This window comes from Paenarthrobacter sp. TRD_SC_7, from assembly GCF_056156245.1.
Map to the genome: position 1 here is coordinate 232037 of NZ_CM149587.1, position 22069 is coordinate 254105.

10 protein-coding genes and 6 rRNA genes are annotated in these 22069 nt (G+C 58.9%); 4 read left to right on the top strand and 12 right to left on the bottom strand.

What is annotated here, in order from left to right; genetic code table 11:
* The first annotated feature begins 16 nt into the window (after nt 1–16).
* Together AC0J5Z_RS01205 and AC0J5Z_RS01210 are read left to right on the top strand one after the other, a co-directional pair.
* A complete protein-coding gene (locus tag AC0J5Z_RS01205; protein WP_475036899.1) occupies nt 17–889 on the top strand; it encodes a LysR substrate-binding domain-containing protein in 873 nt (290 codons plus the stop codon).
* A 17-nt stretch (nt 890–906) separates the two neighbouring features.
* Nucleotides 907–2126, top strand: a protein-coding gene (locus AC0J5Z_RS01210) for an IS3 family transposase (RefSeq protein WP_475036900.1) whose coding sequence is annotated in 2 segments (ribosomal slippage) — nt 907–1174 and nt 1174–2126 — 1221 coding nt in all. Because the reading frame shifts where the segments join, the coding sequence is not laid out codon by codon here.
* 133 nt (nt 2127–2259) lie between these two features.
* Here AC0J5Z_RS01210 and rrf (AC0J5Z_RS01215) read toward each other — a convergent pair.
* The 3 genes from rrf (AC0J5Z_RS01215) to AC0J5Z_RS01225 form a co-directional block, all read right to left on the bottom strand.
* Nucleotides 2260–2376, bottom strand: a 5S ribosomal RNA gene (gene rrf / locus AC0J5Z_RS01215).
* Nucleotides 2377–2517: 141 nt separating this feature from the next.
* Nucleotides 2518–5673, bottom strand: a 23S ribosomal RNA gene (locus tag AC0J5Z_RS01220).
* Nucleotides 5674–6233: 560 nt separating this feature from the next.
* Nucleotides 6234–7756, bottom strand: a 16S ribosomal RNA gene (locus tag AC0J5Z_RS01225).
* Together the 16S, 23S and 5S rRNA genes form the textbook arrangement of a ribosomal RNA operon.
* A 506-nt stretch (nt 7757–8262) precedes the next feature.
* Between AC0J5Z_RS01225 and AC0J5Z_RS01230 the strand changes: the two genes are divergently transcribed.
* Complete coding sequence (locus tag AC0J5Z_RS01230; protein ID WP_475039485.1) at nt 8263–8856, top strand: HhH-GPD-type base excision DNA repair protein; 594 nt, start codon at nt 8263–8265, stop codon at nt 8854–8856.
* A gap of 280 nt (nt 8857–9136) precedes the next feature.
* Nucleotides 9137–9553 (top strand): GNAT family N-acetyltransferase, encoded by a 417-nt coding sequence (locus AC0J5Z_RS01235; protein ID WP_475036902.1) that lies wholly within the window; start codon nt 9137–9139, stop codon nt 9551–9553.
* 274 nt (nt 9554–9827) lie between these two features.
* On the opposite strand, the gene rrf (AC0J5Z_RS01240) is transcribed toward AC0J5Z_RS01235, so the two are convergent.
* The 9 genes from rrf (AC0J5Z_RS01240) to AC0J5Z_RS01280 form a co-directional block, all read right to left on the bottom strand.
* Nucleotides 9828–9944 (bottom strand): 5S ribosomal RNA (gene rrf / locus AC0J5Z_RS01240).
* A gap of 141 nt (nt 9945–10085) precedes the next feature.
* Nucleotides 10086–13241 (bottom strand): 23S ribosomal RNA (locus AC0J5Z_RS01245).
* 547 nt (nt 13242–13788) lie between these two features.
* A 16S ribosomal RNA gene (locus AC0J5Z_RS01250) occupies nt 13789–15311 on the bottom strand.
* Nucleotides 15312–16054: 743 nt separating this feature from the next.
* Nucleotides 16055–17572 (bottom strand): DHA2 family efflux MFS transporter permease subunit, encoded by a 1518-nt coding sequence (locus AC0J5Z_RS01255; RefSeq protein WP_475036903.1) that lies wholly within the window; start codon nt 17570–17572, stop codon nt 16055–16057.
* Between the two features lie 105 nt (nt 17573–17677).
* Nucleotides 17678–18580 carry a pantoate--beta-alanine ligase gene (gene panC, locus AC0J5Z_RS01260; protein WP_475036904.1) on the bottom strand — a complete coding sequence of 301 codons (903 nt, stop codon included), beginning with the start codon at nt 18578–18580 and terminating at the stop codon, nt 17678–17680.
* 5 nt (nt 18581–18585) lie between these two features.
* The gene (locus AC0J5Z_RS01265) at nt 18586–19494 is read right to left on the bottom strand and encodes a Rossmann-like and DUF2520 domain-containing protein (RefSeq protein WP_475036905.1); all 909 of its coding nucleotides are present in this window, start codon (nt 19492–19494) and stop codon (nt 18586–18588) included.
* On the bottom strand, nt 19487–21058 hold the full coding sequence (locus tag AC0J5Z_RS01270; protein ID WP_475036906.1) for a PH domain-containing protein: 1572 nt from the start codon (nt 21056–21058) through the stop codon (nt 19487–19489). The genes AC0J5Z_RS01265 and AC0J5Z_RS01270 overlap by 8 nt, the downstream gene beginning before the upstream one ends.
* On the bottom strand, nt 21055–21567 hold the full coding sequence (locus AC0J5Z_RS01275; RefSeq protein WP_475036907.1) for a PH domain-containing protein: 513 nt from the start codon (nt 21565–21567) through the stop codon (nt 21055–21057). The genes AC0J5Z_RS01270 and AC0J5Z_RS01275 overlap by 4 nt, the downstream gene beginning before the upstream one ends.
* Nucleotides 21548–22069, bottom strand: coding sequence for a DUF3180 domain-containing protein (locus AC0J5Z_RS01280; RefSeq protein WP_475036908.1), 522 nt, complete (start codon nt 22067–22069; stop codon nt 21548–21550). Before AC0J5Z_RS01280 ends, AC0J5Z_RS01275 begins: the two co-directional genes overlap by 20 nt.

Below are 22069 nucleotides of genomic sequence, written 5' to 3' on the forward strand. Positions count from 1 at the left end.
ATAGAAGACTTAGGCCATGCCTATGAACCTCACTCACCTGCGGGCCTTCCATAAGGTGGCCACTTACGGCAGTTATGTAGCAGCAGCTGCGGCAGCTAACGTCAGCCAGCCGACGTTGTCTGAGCAAGTTCGTCTTCTGGAGCGGAACCACGGAGTCCGCCTGCTGCAGCGTGCGGGGCGGTCCGTGGAGCTCACCCCGCTGGGAAGCAAGCTGTTGGCGGTGTCATCCAAGTTGTTCGCCGCGGAGCTCGAAGCCGAGGCAGTCCTGGCCAAGGCACGCCAAGTGATGCAGGGAGAACTGCGATTCGGCACAGATGCACCCATCAACGCAGTGGGTGTCCTTAGTACGTTTCGCCGAAGCAATCCCGGAGTCAGCATTCAACTCGTGAGCGGGAACTCTTCGGAAATCCGCCAACGCGTACTGGCTGGAACAGTGGAGGTGGGCATTATTGCGGATGAAACACCCCACCCCGACCTCACTGCCCGTGTACTGGGCACGCAGGATCTAGTGGCGTTCGTGAGGCATGATCATGCCCTTGCGGGTGCCAAAGTCATCCACCTCCGTGAGCTGGTAAACCACCCGTTGATCATCCGTGAGATCGGCTCCGTTACGCGTAGATCGATAGAGAAGGCGCTCTCGGACGCACAGCTCCAGCCCACCGAAGTACTTGAGACGGACAGCAGGGAAGCGGTCCACGCAGCCGTCATCGCCGGTCTCGGAATCGGAGTGATAGCCGAGGACGAGTTCAACGACGATCCTCGTCTGGTTCTGCTCGACTTCGCAGACTCTCTCCAGCCCATCACCGAATACCTGGTCTTCCGCACAGACAACCAACGCAGCCATGTTGTGAAAGCGGTTGCGGCCGTATGGTTTTCTGAGACAGCTTGATGGGAGATTCGTTTCGGATGACCACGCCCAGAAGAAAATACGATGCCGCGTTCCGTGAGGAAGCTGTGCGGCTGGTTTTGTCCACTGATCGTTCGGTGAAGCAAGTCGCTGAGGAGATCGGGGTGAAGGAAAGCACGCTGGGGAACTGGCTCGCGCGGGCCCGTGCGCGTTCGTCGGACGGGCCTGTCCCGGTCCCGGTTCAAGATCGTGGGCCGGTCGCGTGGGAGGAACACCGGAAGGCTTTGGCTGAGAACGAGAGGTTGAAGGCCGAGGTCGAGTTCCTGGGAAAAGTCAGCGCCTTCTTTGCCGCGAAGCAAAAGTAGAGGACTTCTACGAGTTCATCGAAGCAGAGAAGGCCAACCATTCGGTGGTGTGGCTATGCCGGGCGTTGAAGATTTCCCGGGCCTCGTATTACCGCTGGCGCAGGCCGGCGGTGAGGTCACCGCGGGCGGTCCGGCATGAAGAGCTGGTCACCGCTGTGACCAGCTTGTACACGGTTGAGGAAGGGCGTGCCGGGCGGGACCAGCTGACCTTGATGCTCAATGAGAAGGGCGTGAAGGTTTCGGCCCCGACCGTTGGGGCGATCATGCGGGCGAACGGGTTGCGGGCGGTGCGCACCCAAGCCTGGAAAACGACCACAGTCCAGGACCCGCAAGCCAAGACCGGCCACATCGAAAATCACATGCTCGACGCAGAGGGCAAACGGGACTTCACCTCATCAGTGCCCGGGACCAGGCTGGTCGGTGACATCACCTACCTGCGCACCGGTGAGGGCTGGCTCTACCTGGCCACCGTCATTGACCTGTTTTCCGGCATGGTCATCGGCTGGGCCATGGCCGCCCACATGCGCGCGAGCCTGTGCACGGCCGCACTGCAGATGGCCCGGAACCACGGCCGCTTCGACGGAACTACAGTTATTTTCCACTCCGACCGGGGCACCCAGTACACCTCCGACGAATTCCAGAACTGGTGCGGCACGAACGGGGTAACCCAATCCATGGGCAAAGTCGGGGTGTGCTGGGACAACGCGGTCGCCGAGAACTTCTTCTCACACCTGAAAACCGAGTTCTACCACCACCAACGCTTCACCTCCCGGATCGCTGCCCGGACCGGAGTGATGGCATACATCGAAGGCTGGTACAACCGCCGCCGACCCAACAAACGAGCCGGCGGTGTCCCGCCCGCCCAAGCCCACGCCACCAACCCAACCCGCGCCCAGGAACCACTGGCCGCCTAACCAACAACAACGAAGCCTGTCTCAAAAACTTGACGAGCGCCGGTGTTGGAGTGTGTGCGATAGGCGTTTTTGGGTTTTGGTGGTTAAATGCGGGGAGCCCCGACCTGGTGGTCGGGGCTTCCCGTGAATGGTTGTCCGGCGGTGTCCTACTCTCCCACACCCTCCCGGGTGCAGTACCATCGGCGCTGTGGGTCTTAGCTTCCGGGTTCGGAATGGGACCGGGCGTTTCCCCCACGCTATGACCGCCGTAACTCTGTTACCCGTCCAGCAGGGTTCGGGGCCCTGGTGGTGGGAAATCTGTGGTTACAACTGTGGTGTTGTTATGTAGTTGTTTGGTTCCTGGAACGGTTGTTGTTCGGGAACCACATAGTGGACGCGTGCAGTGTGTTGTGTGGTGTAAGTTGTTGGCCTATTAGTACCGGTCAGCTTCACGAGTCTTTAGTCCTCGCTTCCACATCCGGCCTATCAACCCAGTGGTCTGGCTGGGGGCCTCTCACACATGATGTGTATGGAAATCTCATCTTGAAGCGAGCTTCCCGCTTAGATGCTTTCAGCGGTTATCCCATCCGAACGTAGCTAATCAGCGATGCACTTGGCAGTACAACTGACACACCAGAGGTTCGTCCGTCCCGGTCCTCTCGTACTAAGGACAGCCCTTCTCAAATTTCCTGCGCGCGCAGCGGATAGGGACCGAACTGTCTCACGACGTTCTAAACCCAGCTCGCGTACCGCTTTAATGGGCGAACAGCCCAACCCTTGGGACCTACTCCAGCCCCAGGATGCGACGAGCCGACATCGAGGTGCCAAACCATGCCGTCGATATGGACTCTTGGGCAAGATCAGCCTGTTATCCCCGAGGTACCTTTTATCCGTTGAGCGACGGCCATTCCACAATGTACCGCCGGATCACTAGTCCCGACTTTCGTCCCTGCTTGAGATGTCTCTCTCACAGTCAAGCTCCCTTGTGCACTTACACTCGACACCTGATTGCCAACCAGGCTGAGGGAACCTTTGGGCGCCTCCGTTACTTTTTAGGAGGCAACCGCCCCAGTTAAACTACCCATCAGGCACTGTCCCTGACCCGGATCACGGGCCGAAGTTAGATGTCCAAAGTGACCAGAGTGGTATTTCAACGATGACTCCACCCGAACTGGCGTCCGGGTTTCAACGTCTCCCACCTATCCTACACAAGCCACTCCGAACACCAATACCAAACTATAGTAAAGGTCTCGGGGTCTTTCCGTCCTGCTGCGCGTAACGAGCATCTTTACTCGTACTGCAATTTCGCCGAGTTTATGGTTGAGACAGCGGGGAAGTCGTTACTCCATTCGTGCAGGTCGGAACTTACCCGACAAGGAATTTCGCTACCTTAGGATGGTTATAGTTACCACCGCCGTTTACTGGGGCTTAAATTCTCAGCTTCGCCCGCAAGGGGCTAACCGGTCCTCTTAACCTTCCAGCACCGGGCAGGAGTCAGTCCGTATACATCGTCTTGCGACTTCGCACGGACCTGTGTTTTTAGTAAACAGTCGCTTCCCCCTGGTCTCTGCGGCCCACACCCGCTCACGGAGAGCAAGTCTCCATCACGGGGCAGGCCCCCCTTCTCCCGAAGTTACGGGGGCATTTTGCCGAGTTCCTTAACCATAATTCTCTCGATCGCCTTGGTATTCTCTACCTGATCACCTGTGTCGGTTTGGGGTACGGGCGGCTAAAACCTCGCGTCGATGCTTTTCTTGGCAGCATAGGATCACCGGATCCCCCCATACGGGGGTCCCATCAGATCTCAGGACCGTGATTGAACACACAGGAACGGATTTGCCTATCCCTGACCCTACATCCTTAGACCGGGGCAACCATCGCCCGGCCCGGCTACCTTCCTGCGTCACACCTGTTAATACGCTTACCTCCCGGGATCAGGTCCCGCGCTCGGCCAAAACCCACACACCACAAGGGTGGGCGGGCAGGCTCCGGGCGGTTAGTATCCCCCGCTTGGCATGGGCGGTTTTTCGCCGGTACGGGAATATCAACCCGTTGTCCATCGACTACGCCTGTCGGCCTCGCCTTAGGTCCCGACTTACCCAGGGCAGATTAGCTTGACCCTGGAACCCTTGATCATTCGGCGGACGGGTTTCTCACCCGTCTTTCGCTACTCATGCCTGCATTCTCACTCGTGTAGGCTCCACCGCTGGTTTCCACCGCGACTTCACTGCCCACACGACGCTCCCCTACCACTCCACACCCCTGAACCACGAAGGCTAGGGCATTATGTGAAATCCACAACTTCGGCGGTGTACTTGAGCCCCGCTACATTGTCGGCGCGGAATCACTTGACCAGTGAGCTATTACGCACTCTTTCAAGGATGGCTGCTTCTAAGCCAACCTCCTGGTTGTCTTCGCAACTCCACATCCTTTCCCACTTAGCACACGCTTAGGGGCCTTAGTTGGTGGTCTGGGCTGTTTCCCTCTCGACTATGAAGCTTATCCCCCACAGTCTCACTGCTGCGCTCTGACTTACCGGCATTCGGAGTTTGGCTGACGTCAGTAACCTTGTAGGGCCCATCGGCCATCCAGTAGCTCTACCTCCGGCAAGAAACACGCAACGCTGCACCTAAATGCATTTCGGGGAGAACCAGCTATCACGGAGTTTGATTGGCCTTTCACCCCTACCCACAGCTCATCCCCTCCATTTTCAACTGAAGTGGGTTCGGTCCTCCACGACGTCTTACCGTCGCTTCAACCTGGCCATGGGTAGATCACTCCGCTTCGGGTCTAGATCACGCCACTACACTCGCCCTATTCAGACTCGCTTTCGCTACGGCTACCCCACACGGGTTAACCTCGCGACGTAACACTAACTCGCAGGCTCATTCTTCAAAAGGCACGCCGTCACAACTACTATGCGATCACTCGCGGTTGCTCCGACGGATTGTAAGCACACGGTTTCAGGTACTGTTTCACTCCCCTCCCGGGGTACTTTTCACCTTTCCCTCACGGTACTGGTCCGCTATCGGTCATTAGGAAGTATTTAGGCTTATCAGGTGGTCCTGACAGATTCGCACGGGATTTCTCGGGCCCCGTGCTACTTGGGATACTCCCCAGGCCGTGCACAACATTACGGTTACGGGGCTCACACCCTCTCTGGCCGGCCTTTCAAGACCGTTCACCTATGCCTGCACCTCACCTCACTGGTCCGGCAGAACCAGAACGGAAAGTCCCACAACCCCGCCCATGCAACGCCCGCCGGCTATCACACATGGAAACGGTTTAGCCTGATCCGCGTTCGCTCGCCACTACTAACGGAATCACTATTGTTTTCTCTTCCTGCGGGTACTGAGATGTTTCACTTCCCCGCGTTCCCCCCACGCACCCTATGTGTTCAGATGCGGGTCACACAATCACTTTTGACAGCGTTGTGCGGGGTTTCCCCATTCGGACATCCTGGGATCAACGCTCGGTTATCAACTCCCCCAGGCTTATCGCAGATTCCTACGTCCTTCTTCGGCTCCTAATGCCAAGGCATCCACCGTGTGCCCTTAAAAACTTGACCACACAAAGATCAAAAACTTACTCGAGAGAACCATGCGCCACACAGGCCCAAGGTTCATTCATAAGAAATTGCTGTAAGAACACACACACCAACCACCCCACCCAAAAGGTAAAGACGATCAGCCACCGTGTGTGTTCTAGATGCTCGCGTCCACTATGTAGTTCTCAAACAACAACCCCGTCAACCAGACCACCACCACCCCGCAAAAGCGGACAGATGGCAAGTACCGGAAGCAGGAACAAAAGAAACACCAGAAGTGCCCCCCTGCATTGCTGCAAAAAGGTCCTGTTGCCTCAGGACCCAACAGTGCGCCAAACACAACCCCCACAACCGCACGCCCCGGCAGCTTTCCTGACAACACCACACCCCCAAAAAGGGACACAGATGCTGCCGTACTGACACCAGGACACAACCGGTAAAGGCCATGCCAAACAAGTTTGATTCGTTGATATTCCACCCATGAGCACCCACCGCAGAACAGACGCCTGCGCAATGGGCAACACTGACAACCCGTCATTCACCCATGCAGGCAAACAACACAGCTGTTAGCAGCTCCTTAGAAAGGAGGTGATCCAGCCGCACCTTCCGGTACGGCTACCTTGTTACGACTTAGTCCCAATCGCCGGTCCCACCTTCGACGGCTCCCCCCACAAGGGTTAGGCCACCGGCTTCGGGTGTTACCAACTTTCGTGACTTGACGGGCGGTGTGTACAAGGCCCGGGAACGTATTCACCGCAGCGTTGCTGATCTGCGATTACTAGCGACTCCGACTTCATGGGGTCGAGTTGCAGACCCCAATCCGAACTGAGACCGGCTTTTTGGGATTAGCTCCACCTCACAGTATCGCAACCCTTTGTACCGGCCATTGTAGCATGCGTGAAGCCCAAGACATAAGGGGCATGATGATTTGACGTCGTCCCCACCTTCCTCCGAGTTGACCCCGGCAGTCTCCTATGAGTCCCCGCCATCACGCGCTGGCAACATAGAACGAGGGTTGCGCTCGTTGCGGGACTTAACCCAACATCTCACGACACGAGCTGACGACAACCATGCACCACCTGTAAACCGACCGCAAGCGGGGCACCTGTTTCCAGGTCTTTCCGGTTCATGTCAAGCCTTGGTAAGGTTCTTCGCGTTGCATCGAATTAATCCGCATGCTCCGCCGCTTGTGCGGGCCCCCGTCAATTCCTTTGAGTTTTAGCCTTGCGGCCGTACTCCCCAGGCGGGGCACTTAATGCGTTAGCTACGGCGCGGAAAACGTGGAATGTCCCCCACACCTAGTGCCCAACGTTTACGGCATGGACTACCAGGGTATCTAATCCTGTTCGCTCCCCATGCTTTCGCTCCTCAGCGTCAGTTACAGCCCAGAGACCTGCCTTCGCCATCGGTGTTCCTCCTGATATCTGCGCATTTCACCGCTACACCAGGAATTCCAGTCTCCCCTACTGCACTCTAGTCTGCCCGTACCCACTGCAGAACCGGAGTTGAGCCCCGGTCTTTCACAGCAGACGCGACAAACCGCCTACGAGCTCTTTACGCCCAATAATTCCGGATAACGCTTGCGCCCTACGTATTACCGCGGCTGCTGGCACGTAGTTAGCCGGCGCTTCTTCTGCAGGTACCGTCACCTTGCGGCTTCTTCCCTACTGAAAGAGGTTTACAACCCGAAGGCCGTCATCCCTCACGCGGCGTCGCTGCATCAGGCTTTCGCCCATTGTGCAATATTCCCCACTGCTGCCTCCCGTAGGAGTCTGGGCCGTGTCTCAGTCCCAGTGTGGCCGGTCACCCTCTCAGGCCGGCTACCCGTCGTCGCCTTGGTAGGCCATTACCCCACCAACAAGCTGATAGGCCGCGAGTCCATCCAAAACCACAAAAGCTTTCCACCACCATGACATGCGCCAGATGGTCGTATCCGGTATTAGACCCAGTTTCCCAGGCTTATCCCAGAGTCAAGGGCAGGTTACTCACGTGTTACTCACCCGTTCGCCACTAATCCCCCAGCAAGCTGGGATCATCGTTCGACTTGCATGTGTTAAGCACGCCGCCAGCGTTCATCCTGAGCCAGGATCAAACTCTCCGTTGAAGTAAAACAAAACCAAACAGACACAACCACACCCACCGGAAATAACGGCAAACGCGGCTGCACAAAATTCGAAACCAGCTGAAAACCAGACCACCACACACGGGGGTGCGCAGGGTCCAGCCATAATTTCAACCAATTGAAAAACAATCGGTATCAACAAACTTGGCACACTATTGAGTTCTCAAACAACAGACCCCCCAAAACATCACCCACAGCACACCACAAAGCAGCGCACCCAACAGGGCCATTGGAAAAGAAGAGTTATTTTTTGGCCGCCTACCGAACCGTACACACCTTCCGGCTTTCCGTTTCGCACCCGGCGACTCAGAAAACAATACACGCCCCACACCCCCAACGCAACTCCACCCCCAACCCCACCCCACACACCCCCAAAACCCACACCAAACCGCCGTCGAACACCTGCTCTCTAGCGGTGAGTGCTGCCCTCAACTCCGGACATAACCGAGCCGGACGGGCCCATGACGGACCCGCTGCGTGGTGGCAGGATGGGACGCATGGAACTGCACATCACAGGAGATGCCGCCGCGGACCAACTGCTCAGTGACGACGCCTTTGCGTTGTTGACAGGTATGTTGCTCGATCAACAAGTCACTATGGAGTCGGCTTTTGCTGGCCCGGAGAAGATCCGCACCCGCTTGGGCTCCCTCGAACCTGGCACGATCGCGGAGTACGACCCCGCCGAGTTCGTAGAAGTCTTCAAGGAACGCCCTGCCGTCCATAGGTTCCCAGGCTCCATGGCCGGAAGGGTCCAAGCCCTCGCCGAGACAGTACATCGTGAGTGGGACGGAGACGCGACCGCCATCTGGACCAGCGGAAATCCCGATGGCCCTGAAGTACTCCGTCGGCTCAAGGCCCTGCCAGGCTTTGGCGAACAGAAAGCAAAGATCTTCCTGGCACTGCTCGGCAAACAATGCGATCTGCAGGCGGAGGGGTGGCGGGAGGCGGCCGGCCACTACGGTGAGGAAGGCTCGTACCTCTCGGTCGCCGACATTGTGGACCCCGAGTCCCTGGTCAAAGTGCGCGCCAGCAAGCAAGCGGCTAAGGCGGCCGCAAAAGCTGCGAAGCCGTCTGGCTCCTAAGCCGCAGGTCCGTCCCCGAAAAACAAAAGGCCCGCACACTTTGAGCTGCGCCGCACCGTAGGGATGTTGATGACTTCGTCCGGCGAATGCACGGTTGTCCGTTTGGCTTGAGCATCTTCCAGGTGGAAGGGCACGCATGTTGAACTTGGCATCGCAATCGCTAGCTCACCAGCTTCGGGAAGTGGCTCCAGTGAGCCGCCGTCCCGCCACGACGCTGGGGTGTTGCCGATAATCAACCACCAGTTGAGACCACCGAAGTACGGTCCCCTAGGGTGTTGTCATGACTGAACGCTATTTCTTCTCCGCCGAAGCCGACAGAGTTGATCGTGCCCGCGTGCACCAGTGGCTCAGTGAGCAGTCCTATTGGGCGCAAGGTCGGAGCCGTCAGAAGCAGGATGCTGCTATCGACGCCTCTCGGAACTACGGGGTGTACGACATCCGAACTGGAGAGCAGGTGGCTTACGGTCGCGTCGTGACTGACGGCGTCACGTTTGCTTGGCTTTGCGACGTGTTCGTTGCTACCGAAGTGCGAGGGCAGGGCATCGGTAAGATGCTCGCCGCCGGTGTGATGGCTGACCTGGAACCCCTAGACCTGAATCGGATTCTGCTCTCAACTGCCGACGCTCACGGTCTTTACGCCCAATACGGCTTCACCGAGCTGGCCGAGCCATCAAGAATGATGGCTCATGTTCGTTGACCCATCCACCAGCGCGCGCTGGGCTGAAGATCCGATTGCAAGTTCGCCTCGCTGACGGATCCCCTTGCGGGCAACTGCCTACTAAAACTATGTCGGTCCCATTTGTGCAGATGACTTCTGACATTCTGCGCAGCTGGCTTCTGAAGCTGACAGCTGGTTGCCGCGGCTGGTGATGCCAGCGAGGCCCCCGTGGTAGCTATTTGGCAGGCTTGGGGTTTTGGTGGTTAAATGCGGGGAGCCCCGACCTGGTGGTCGGGGCTTCCCGTGAATGGTTGTCCGGCGGTGTCCTACTCTCCCACACCCTCCCGGGTGCAGTACCATCGGCGCTGTGGGTCTTAGCTTCCGGGTTCGGAATGGGACCGGGCGTTTCCCCCACGCTATGACCGCCGTAACTCTGTTACCCGTCCAGCAGGGTTCGGGGCCCTGGTGGTGGGAAATCTGTGGTTACAACTGTGGTGTTGTTATGTAGTTGTTTGGTTCCTGGAACGGTTGTTGTTCGGGAACCACATAGTGGACGCGTGCAGTGTGTTGTGTGGTGTAAGTTGTTGGCCTATTAGTACCGGTCAGCTTCACGAGTCTTTAGTCCTCGCTTCCACATCCGGCCTATCAACCCAGTGGTCTGGCTGGGGGCCTCTCACACATGATGTGTATGGAAATCTCATCTTGAAGCGAGCTTCCCGCTTAGATGCTTTCAGCGGTTATCCCATCCGAACGTAGCTAATCAGCGATGCACTTGGCAGTACAACTGACACACCAGAGGTTCGTCCGTCCCGGTCCTCTCGTACTAAGGACAGCCCTTCTCAAATTTCCTGCGCGCGCAGCGGATAGGGACCGAACTGTCTCACGACGTTCTAAACCCAGCTCGCGTACCGCTTTAATGGGCGAACAGCCCAACCCTTGGGACCTACTCCAGCCCCAGGATGCGACGAGCCGACATCGAGGTGCCAAACCATGCCGTCGATATGGACTCTTGGGCAAGATCAGCCTGTTATCCCCGAGGTACCTTTTATCCGTTGAGCGACGGCCATTCCACAATGTACCGCCGGATCACTAGTCCCGACTTTCGTCCCTGCTTGAGATGTCTCTCTCACAGTCAAGCTCCCTTGTGCACTTACACTCGACACCTGATTGCCAACCAGGCTGAGGGAACCTTTGGGCGCCTCCGTTACTTTTTAGGAGGCAACCGCCCCAGTTAAACTACCCATCAGGCACTGTCCCTGACCCGGATCACGGGCCGAAGTTAGATGTCCAAAGTGACCAGAGTGGTATTTCAACGATGACTCCACCCGAACTGGCGTCCGGGTTTCAACGTCTCCCACCTATCCTACACAAGCCACTCCGAACACCAATACCAAACTATAGTAAAGGTCTCGGGGTCTTTCCGTCCTGCTGCGCGTAACGAGCATCTTTACTCGTACTGCAATTTCGCCGAGTTTATGGTTGAGACAGCGGGGAAGTCGTTACTCCATTCGTGCAGGTCGGAACTTACCCGACAAGGAATTTCGCTACCTTAGGATGGTTATAGTTACCACCGCCGTTTACTGGGGCTTAAATTCTCAGCTTCGCCCGCAAGGGGCTAACCGGTCCTCTTAACCTTCCAGCACCGGGCAGGAGTCAGTCCGTATACATCGTCTTGCGACTTCGCACGGACCTGTGTTTTTAGTAAACAGTCGCTTCCCCCTGGTCTCTGCGGCCCACACCCGCTCACGGAGAGCAAGTCTCCATCACGGGGCAGGCCCCCCTTCTCCCGAAGTTACGGGGGCATTTTGCCGAGTTCCTTAACCATAATTCTCTCGATCGCCTTGGTATTCTCTACCTGATCACCTGTGTCGGTTTGGGGTACGGGCGGCTAAAACCTCGCGTCGATGCTTTTCTTGGCAGCATAGGATCACCGGATCCCCCCATACGGGGGTCCCATCAGATCTCAGGACCGTGATTGAACACACAGGAACGGATTTGCCTATCCCTGACCCTACATCCTTAGACCGGGGCAACCATCGCCCGGCCCGGCTACCTTCCTGCGTCACACCTGTTAATACGCTTACCTCCCGGGATCAGGTCCCGCGCTCGGCCAAAACCCACACACCACAAGGGTGGGCGGGCAGGCTCCGGGCGGTTAGTATCCCCCGCTTGGCATGGGCGGTTTTTCGCCGGTACGGGAATATCAACCCGTTGTCCATCGACTACGCCTGTCGGCCTCGCCTTAGGTCCCGACTTACCCAGGGCAGATTAGCTTGACCCTGGAACCCTTGATCATTCGGCGGACGGGTTTCTCACCCGTCTTTCGCTACTCATGCCTGCATTCTCACTCGTGTAGGCTCCACCGCTGGTTTCCACCGCGACTTCACTGCCCACACGACGCTCCCCTACCACTCCACACCCCTGAACCACGAAGGCTAGGGCATTATGTGAAATCCACAACTTCGGCGGTGTACTTGAGCCCCGCTACATTGTCGGCGCGGAATCACTTGACCAGTGAGCTATTACGCACTCTTTCAAGGATGGCTGCTTCTAAGCCAACCTCCTGGTTGTCTTCGCAACTCCACATCCTTTCCCACTTAGCACACGCTTAGGGGCCTTAGTTGGTGGTCTGGGCTGTTTCCCTCTCGACTATGAAGCTTATCCCCCACAGTCTCACTGCTGCGCTCTGACTTACCGGCATTCGGAGTTTGGCTGACGTCAGTAACCTTGTAGGGCCCATCGGCCATCCAGTAGCTCTACCTCCGGCAAGAAACACGCAACGCTGCACCTAAATGCATTTCGGGGAGAACCAGCTATCACGGAGTTTGATTGGCCTTTCACCCCTACCCACAGCTCATCCCCTCCATTTTCAACTGAAGTGGGTTCGGTCCTCCACGACGTCTTACCGTCGCTTCAACCTGGCCATGGGTAGATCACTCCGCTTCGGGTCTAGATCACGCCACTACACTCGCCCTATTCAGACTCGCTTTCGCTACGGCTACCCCACACGGGTTAACCTCGCGACGTAACACTAACTCGCAGGCTCATTCTTCAAAAGGCACGCCGTCACAACTACTATGCGATCACTCGCGGTTGCTCCGACGGATTGTAAGCACACGGTTTCAGGTACTGTTTCACTCCCCTCCCGGGGTACTTTTCACCTTTCCCTCACGGTACTGGTCCGCTATCGGTCATTAGGAAGTATTTAGGCTTATCAGGTGGTCCTGACAGATTCGCACGGGATTTCTCGGGCCCCGTGCTACTTGGGATACTCCCCAGGCCGTGCACAACATTACGGTTACGGGGCTCACACCCTCTCTGGCCGGCCTTTCAAGACCGTTCACCTATGCCTGCACCTCACCTCACTGGTCCGGCAGAACCAGAACGGAAAGTCCCACAACCCCGCCCATGCAACGCCCGCCGGCTATCACACATGGAAACGGTTTAGCCTGATCCGCGTTCGCTCGCCACTACTAACGGAATCACTATTGTTTTCTCTTCCTGCGGGTACTGAGATGTTTCACTTCCCCGCGTTCCCCCCACGCACCCTATGTGTTCAGATGCGGGTCACACAATCACTTTTGACAGCGTTGTGCGGGGTTTCCCCATTCGGACATCCTGGGATCAACGCTCGGTTATCAACTCCCCCAGGCTTATCGCAGATTCCTACGTCCTTCTTCGGCTCCTAATGCCAAGGCATCCACCGTGTGCCCTTAAAAACTTGACCACACAAAGATCAAAAACTTACTCGAGAGAACCATGCGCCACACAGGCCCAAGGTTCATTCATAAGAAATTGCTGTAAGAACACACACACCAAACCCAAAAAAGCGATCAGCCACGTGTGTGTTCTAGATGCTCGCGTCCACTATGTAGTTCTCAAACAACAACCCCGTCAACCAGACCACCACCACCCCGCAAAAGCGGACAGATGGCAAGTACCGGAAGCAGGAACAAAAGAAACACCAGAAGTGCCCCCCTGCATTGCTGCAAAAAGGTCCTGTTGCCTCAGGACCCAACAGTGCGCCAAACACAACCCCCACAACCGCACGCCCCGGCAGCTTTCCTGACAACACCACACCCCCAAAAAGGGACACAGATGCTGCCGTACTGACACCAGGACACAACCGGTAAAGGCCATGCCAAACAAGTTTGATTCGTTGATATTCCACCCATGAGCACCCACCGCAGAACAGACGCCTGCGCAATGGGCAACACTGACAACCCGTCATCCACCCATGCAGGCAAACAACACAGCTGTTAGCAGCTCCTTAGAAAGGAGGTGATCCAGCCGCACCTTCCGGTACGGCTACCTTGTTACGACTTAGTCCCAATCGCCGGTCCCACCTTCGACGGCTCCCCCCACAAGGGTTAGGCCACCGGCTTCGGGTGTTACCAACTTTCGTGACTTGACGGGCGGTGTGTACAAGGCCCGGGAACGTATTCACCGCAGCGTTGCTGATCTGCGATTACTAGCGACTCCGACTTCATGGGGTCGAGTTGCAGACCCCAATCCGAACTGAGACCGGCTTTTTGGGATTAGCTCCACCTCACAGTATCGCAACCCTTTGTACCGGCCATTGTAGCATGCGTGAAGCCCAAGACATAAGGGGCATGATGATTTGACGTCGTCCCCACCTTCCTCCGAGTTGACCCCGGCAGTCTCCTATGAGTCCCCGCCATCACGCGCTGGCAACATAGAACGAGGGTTGCGCTCGTTGCGGGACTTAACCCAACATCTCACGACACGAGCTGACGACAACCATGCACCACCTGTAAACCGACCGCAAGCGGGGCACCTGTTTCCAGGTCTTTCCGGTTCATGTCAAGCCTTGGTAAGGTTCTTCGCGTTGCATCGAATTAATCCGCATGCTCCGCCGCTTGTGCGGGCCCCCGTCAATTCCTTTGAGTTTTAGCCTTGCGGCCGTACTCCCCAGGCGGGGCACTTAATGCGTTAGCTACGGCGCGGAAAACGTGGAATGTCCCCCACACCTAGTGCCCAACGTTTACGGCATGGACTACCAGGGTATCTAATCCTGTTCGCTCCCCATGCTTTCGCTCCTCAGCGTCAGTTACAGCCCAGAGACCTGCCTTCGCCATCGGTGTTCCTCCTGATATCTGCGCATTTCACCGCTACACCAGGAATTCCAGTCTCCCCTACTGCACTCTAGTCTGCCCGTACCCACTGCAGAACCGGAGTTGAGCCCCGGTCTTTCACAGCAGACGCGACAAACCGCCTACGAGCTCTTTACGCCCAATAATTCCGGATAACGCTTGCGCCCTACGTATTACCGCGGCTGCTGGCACGTAGTTAGCCGGCGCTTCTTCTGCAGGTACCGTCACCTTGCGGCTTCTTCCCTACTGAAAGAGGTTTACAACCCGAAGGCCGTCATCCCTCACGCGGCGTCGCTGCATCAGGCTTTCGCCCATTGTGCAATATTCCCCACTGCTGCCTCCCGTAGGAGTCTGGGCCGTGTCTCAGTCCCAGTGTGGCCGGTCACCCTCTCAGGCCGGCTACCCGTCGTCGCCTTGGTAGGCCATTACCCCACCAACAAGCTGATAGGCCGCGAGTCCATCCAAAACCACAAAAGCTTTCCACCACCATGACATGCGCCAGATGGTCGTATCCGGTATTAGACCCAGTTTCCCAGGCTTATCCCAGAGTCAAGGGCAGGTTACTCACGTGTTACTCACCCGTTCGCCACTAATCCCCCAGCAAGCTGGGATCATCGTTCGACTTGCATGTGTTAAGCACGCCGCCAGCGTTCATCCTGAGCCAGGATCAAACTCTCCGTTGAAGTAAAACAAAACCAAACAGACACAACCACACCCACCGGAAATAACGGCAAACGCGGCTGCACAAAATTCGAAACCAGCTGAAAACCAGACCACCACACACGGGGGTGCGCAGGGTCCAGCCATAATTTCAACCAATTGAAAAACAATCGGTATCAACAAACTTGGCACACTATTGAGTTCTCAAACAACAGACACTACCGGCACCACCAAAACCCCCAACAGGGTCCCAGGATCGCTCCGGAGCAACTTTTCAAACTTACCCGAACCAGCCGCACAAAGCAAACCAAACCCGGGCCTCCCCCACCAACCAGAAGCACACAAAAGCACTACCGGAACCGGTGATTTGAAGGGAGTCGGTCGCCATCTTTCCGCATCAGCGGCGGCGACTCGAATAACTTTACACGCGCCCAACCCCCACACCAAATCCACCCCAACACCACCCAAAACCCCCGCAAACACAAGACAAACAACCCCACCACACCGCAAAACAACACCAAAACACCACCAACAAGTTTCAGTGAAGCCCGTCACACCACCCAACCCCACAAAAGGGCCACCAAAACGCAAAACCAAACCACCGCCGTCGAACACCCAACCAAACCGAGGAACCAACCCTTAAACAGCAACGCTCCCCCACCGAAGTGGGAGAGCGCTGAGCTGAGACCCGAGGGATGTGAGAGAACGTGCCGCTCAAACCCGAGGGATGTGAGAGAACGTCCGAAGAGGGGGTGGCTAACCAACGTCAGTGGCCTCCGTGTCCTCCGGCGCCTTCGGTCTTGCGCATCATGGCGCCGAGCACCACAGCAGCCAGGGCAATGACGGTCGCGGCCAGGAAGGCTGCCTGCATGCCGGCCACCTCGCCCGAAGACGCGGAGACCACAGCATAGATGGACACGAGCAACGCCGTCCCGGCTGCACCGGCGACCTGCTGAGCGGTACTGATGATCGCCGAACCGTGGGAGTAGAGGTGCGGGGGCAACGGGTTGAGGCCAGTGGTGAACGCCGGCGTGAACAGCAGGGCCAGTCCAAGGCTCAGGGTGACGTGCAGGGCAATGACCCAGCCGAGAGCACTTCCCTCATCCAGACGCGAGAACTGCCAGAGGGTCAGGACCATCAGCACTGAGCCTGTCACTGTCAGCGGGAGCGGACCGACTTTGTCGAAGATCCGCCCGATGACCGGCCCCAGCAAGCCCATGGCCAAACCACCCGGCAGCAGAGCCAACCCGGTCTCCAAAGGCTGCAGGTGCAGGGTGTTCTGGAGGTACAGCGGCAACAGGATTACGCCGCCGAACAGGGCCATCATGGCAACGACCATCAGCAGCGTGGAAACCGTGAACATGCGGAACTTGAAGGCACGGAGATCCAGCAGCGGGGCGTCGGACTTCTGGAGCTTGAGCTGCCGGAAGACAAAAAGTGCCAGGCAGAGAACACCGACCACCAGTGCAATGACGGGAACAACGCCTGCCTCGGCGCCACCGATCTGGCTCAAGCCGTAAACCAAGCCACCAAACGCGGGCACAGTCAGGATCACGGAAGGCACGTCCAAAGTGGTCTTCTCACGCTCCCCCACGTTGGTGAGGTACTTGGCACCGATCGCGAACGCTGCCAGGGCAACCGGCAGCACGAACACGAACATGAAGCGCCAGGAGAAGTGGTCCAGGATGATGCCGGAAACGGTGGGTCCCATGGCCGGAGCAACCGAGATGGCAATGCTGACGTTGCCCATGACCGCGCCGCGCTTGGACATCGGCACCAACGTAAGGATGGTGGTCATCAGCAACGGCAGCATGATGGCAGTACCACCTGCCTGAACAATGCGTGCCACCAGCAACACCAGGAAACCCGGCGCCAATGCAGCGAGCAACGTTCCGCCGCTGAAGAGTCCCATGGCCAGCATGAATGCCCCGCGCGTGCTCATCCTCTGCAGGATGAACCCGGTGGTGGGGATGACAACAGCCATGGTCAGCATGAAGCCCGTGGCCAGCCACTGCACAGTGGACGCACTCACTTGAAGGTCAGTCATGAGTCGCTGGAGGGCGACGTTCATGATGGTCTCGTTGAGGATCACCACGAAGGTTGCCACCAGCAGCGTGACGATGACGGTCACGGATTCGCGTGACATCTTGCCGGACACGGGAGCCTGCGAGACGGGAGCCTCTGACATCGCGGCTTGCGGCGGCGCCGCCTCTGCGGCGGTGACGGTGCCGGAAGCGCCTGATTCAGGCTTGCCGTTGGCGTCGGACGTGACGTCGGTAGACATGAGGGTTCCCCAAGGTTTGGATTTGGTGTCCGGCGATCTGTGCCGGTGAAGACTAAAACAGTCTAAACGCCCATCCAATTCCCGTCAGCAGAAAAATTCCAAACGTTAGGAAAACAAAGGAGCGTTGTCGATGAGGCGCACGGGCCCGACTTTGGCGGCGATGATTGCCAGGCCCTCACCGCGGAAAGGAGTCTCCTTGCAGTTCTCTGCGAGCGGTTCCAGTGTGACGGGATGGACGACGTCGAAATAGTCCAGTTCCACCAGCGGCTGCGATTCAACAAGCGCGACGGCGGAATCCAGGTCCAGCGGTTCGTGCGCGTTGGCGCGGGACTCGATAAGGCGCAAAGCCCGCGACAACACCAACGCCGCTTCGCGTTCCTCGTCGGAAAGGAACCGATTGCGGCTCGAGAGCGCCAAGCCGTCCTCACTGCGAACTATGGGCACGGGGACAATCTCCACGGGGAAATTCAGGTCGGCGACCATCCGCTTCACCAACGCCAACTGCTGCGCGTCCTTCTGGCCAAAGTAGGCCCGGTAGGCCGCCGTCGTGCCGTCCGCAGCGGCACCCCCCGGGAGCCCGTAGTGCAGTAGTTTGGCCACCACGGTGAGGGCGCCGTCGAAGTGCCCGGGGCGCGAGGCGCCTTCCCACTTTTCGCCAAGTGGGCCGGATGTCACCCGCACCAGCGGCTGTCCGCCGGGATACACCTCGTCTACGGAAGGCGCAAAGACAAGGTCAACGCCTTCGGCATCAAGCAGGGCCATGTCTGCGTCGAGCGTGCGCGGGTAGCGGTCCAAGTCCACGGCGTCGCCGAACTGGAGCGGGTTGACGAAGATCGTGGCCACCACGACGTCGTTCCCGGCAACGGCGGTTCGGGCAAGTGCGGCGTGGCCGGAGTGCAAGGCTCCCATAGTGGGCACCAATCCCTGCGAATTTCCACCTTTGGCGGCCAGGAGCTTGGCACTCTCCGCCCGCAGTTCCGTCGCGGTGGTCACGAGTTTGATGGCCATGCTGTTCAGTTTCCTTCCGGAGGCTCGGGTTCGGCACCCAAGGCCTCGTCAATCTCATTCATTTGTTCGGGGCGCAGCAGTCCGCGGTTTCCCGCCCTGCGGGCAGTGGCCCTCGCCATGGCCTGGTAGGCCGCCAGCACATCGCCGCCTGCACCGCCGTCGTACTCCTTCAGCGCCTGGGCGTGCGCGGAAACTGTACCCACATCCCCGCGCGCTACGGGACCGGTCAACGCAGATTCGCCGGACGCGAGAGCGTTCTCAAGGGTTGCGCGCAGCAGCGGACCGAGCATGGACTCCGGCGTTTCGACGCCGATCTCCCGCAGCATCTGCGATGCCTGCGCCACCAGCGTGACCATGTGATTGGAGCTGTGCGCGAGGGCCGCGTGATAGAGGGTGCGGTCGGCTTCAGCGATAACCACCGGCTCTGCGCCCATCTCCACAACCAGCGCCTGGGCGATCGGCAGCATGGCGGCATCGGCGGTGACACCGAACGTGCAGTCCATGAGCCGGGTCAGGTCCAGGCTCATGCCCGTGAAGGTCATGGCGGGATGAAGTGCCAGCGGAATCGCACCGACCGCACGGACCGGGTTGAGGATTCCGACGCCGAACCGGCCTGACGTATGCGCCACCAGTTGGCCGGGCTGCCAGGCTCCGAGCTTGGCCAGCCCCGCTACCAACTCGCCGAGGGCGTCGTCCGGAACGGCAAGCAGAACGAGCTCCGAGCGCTCCACGATGTCCTGGATCTCCAGAATCGGGACGCCGGGAAGTAGGTTCTCGGCACGCTCGCGGCTAGCCTCCGACACAGCAGAAACCCCGACGACGGCGTGCTCGGCCGCGCGCAAGGCGGCTCCCAACACGGCACCGACCTTGCCGGCACCGATGATCCCGACGCCGAGTCGTCCTGGCCTAGCCATCGTGGCGGTCCTCCTGTTGCGGTGAAGTGTGGGGGTGTTCGGGCTGACTCGGTTGTCCTGGAATTACGGCTGCGACCTCCGGTGCCTGCGGCGCAACCTGGGCCAGCCATTGTTCACTGGTTTGCCGCTTCCGTGCTTCCCGGGCCCGGGCGGCCTGCTGGTCGAAGAGTTCCACTGCCTGCTCGACGCCAGCTTGGAACACTCGGGGAGAAACGGGCCCGGCCGTAGTATGCAGGACAAGATCGGCCACTCTGAAGCGCCTGGCCCACGGGCCCTGGTGCAGTGCCATGGATTGCGTCCGCTGATGCGGAACCATAACCAGCGTGTGCCACCAGCGTCCGGACCGGATCAGCAATGCGGTTTTGGTGGCGAAGAATCCGTTGCGCCGCCACCCCAGCGGGGCCAGCAAGCGCGCGCGGCGGGGAGTAGTGGTGAAGCCGTCGCTCTCGGCGGAGAGCGATCCGACCGGCGCCAATCCGTCAAGCCCAGCGGTGAACACGCGTTCCGGATCCTCAACTCCCGGATCAGGGAGCACCAACGACATCATGCGCAGGACCTCGGACTTCACGCCCACGGGGAGCAACATGGTGCGGGCGGCGCCCTCCGTACTGGCAGACACCCCGTAACCCGCGACATTAACGTGCATCCGGTACCAGCCAAAGATCCTCCAAAGGGGCGGCTGCGTCACCATGAGCGCCTGGATGCGTCCCGGCGGAACGGTCTGGGCCTGGGTATCCAGGAGACCGTAACGAAGGCGGATACCGTCCGGGGAGATCGCCGCAGTGAAGTTGTAGCCCTTGTTGAAGGAGGTCCAGTACGCGGCACCTATGCCCAAAATGCCTGGGATAAGCGCCAGGAATAGAGTCTGGTTCTGCGTGAAAACGGAAACGGCAACCACAACTGCGGCACCGACCAGGATTCCGATGGTCTGCTCGCTCAGCAGCAGGGAACCGATGAGCCGGGACGGTGGCACGGACAGCACAACGTGCTCGGGAGCCTCAGGAACTTCCTCTGCCGTCTCGGGCCCCCTGACAACGCCGGCCGCCCGCGCAAGGATGGTGGCGCGCAACTGCTTGGCCTGGTCCAGCGGGAGGTAGGCAAGCCGCACTGCCGACTCCCCGGCGTCGGCCACTTCAAACTTGAGTTCAGCGAGCCCGAAGATCCGAGCCAGAAGCGGTTGCACAATGTCGATTGCCTGAACGCGGTCCAAGCGCGCCTGCCGTTGCTGCTTGAACAGGAAGCCGGTGTTGACGCGCACATACCCCTCAGCCACCTGGTATCGCGTGAAATACCAGCTGAGGATGAAGCCGCCTACGGTCAACAGCAGCACCACGGCGCCGCCAGCCAAGAGCCACGGCACCCGGCCGTTGAGGTTCGGATCCATGAAATCCCGGCCTTGCAGCATTCGCTCGAAAGCATCGCGGCCGAAGAAGAACCCGACGGCGGCAAGCGCCACCCAGCCGCGAACGAACGGTGACGCGGGGTGAACGCGGTTCCAGCCGCCGTCAGCCGTTGGTTCCGGCTTGCCCGCGAGGCTCTCAGTAGCGTTGTTTTCCAGGCTCACAGCCCGGCCAACCTGGCTTCTCCGCGAGCCGAAAGCTGTTCGCGCAAGCGTGCGCCTTCCGCCGAGGGAAGGCCAGGCAGGTGCGCGTTGGTCCCGGCCGACGCCGTGTGGAGTTTCAACGTGCACAGTCCCAAGCTGCGTTCGACGGGACCAACCGCAACGTCAACGTATTGCATCCGGCCGTAAGGAACCACCATGGTGCGCTGGAAGAAGATGCCGCGGCGGATGAGGAGGTCGTCGTCGCGCTCGGCATAGCCGATTGCACGTACTTGGCGCGGAATCAGCACGAGCCGCCACAGCGCCAACACCAGCATCACCGCGGGAACCGTGATGGCGAGCCACAACGGTGGCCATCGCCACCACCCGAGCAGCACGAAAATGAGAGGCAAGCTAAGGACCGCCAGCATCACTACGTTGCCGATAGCCCACTCCACCAAGCGGACAGTGACGTACTTCGGGGACACCCGCAGCCACTGGATTCCGGGAGGATCAATCGCCTCGGTATGCATATTCGCCTTCACCTTTAGCTTCGCCGCGACGGGTCTCCGGTCCGGCGCTACCGCCTTCAAGATCTTCCGGGGGAATCCGGCAGAACCGCTCCACCACGAGCCCGACGACGACCATCACTACGCCACCGCCGCCCATAAGCAGGGCATTCCACAGGATGCCTTCGCCTCCGCGCAGACCGCCAATGCGGAGAAGATCCACCGCGATCCCCGCATGCCAGCCAAGGAGCAGCGTCCCGGCGTAGGCGCAGGCCTGAGCCAGAATCAGGGTCCTTGCAGCCAGGATCGGGTTGAGTAGGTTCTTCTTCTTGCCGTTGCGCCAACGCAGGACGCGAACGCCCATGACCAAGGTCAGACCAGCGATGACACCCATGGTGATCAACGCCGAGACTGGCAGGACCGGGGTAGGCATGCTGAAACGGTTGGTTGTGACCGTGGCCAACCAGCCGATAACGGCAGCGATGACGGCGATGAGCACCAGAACCACGGGGCGCATTGCTTTCAT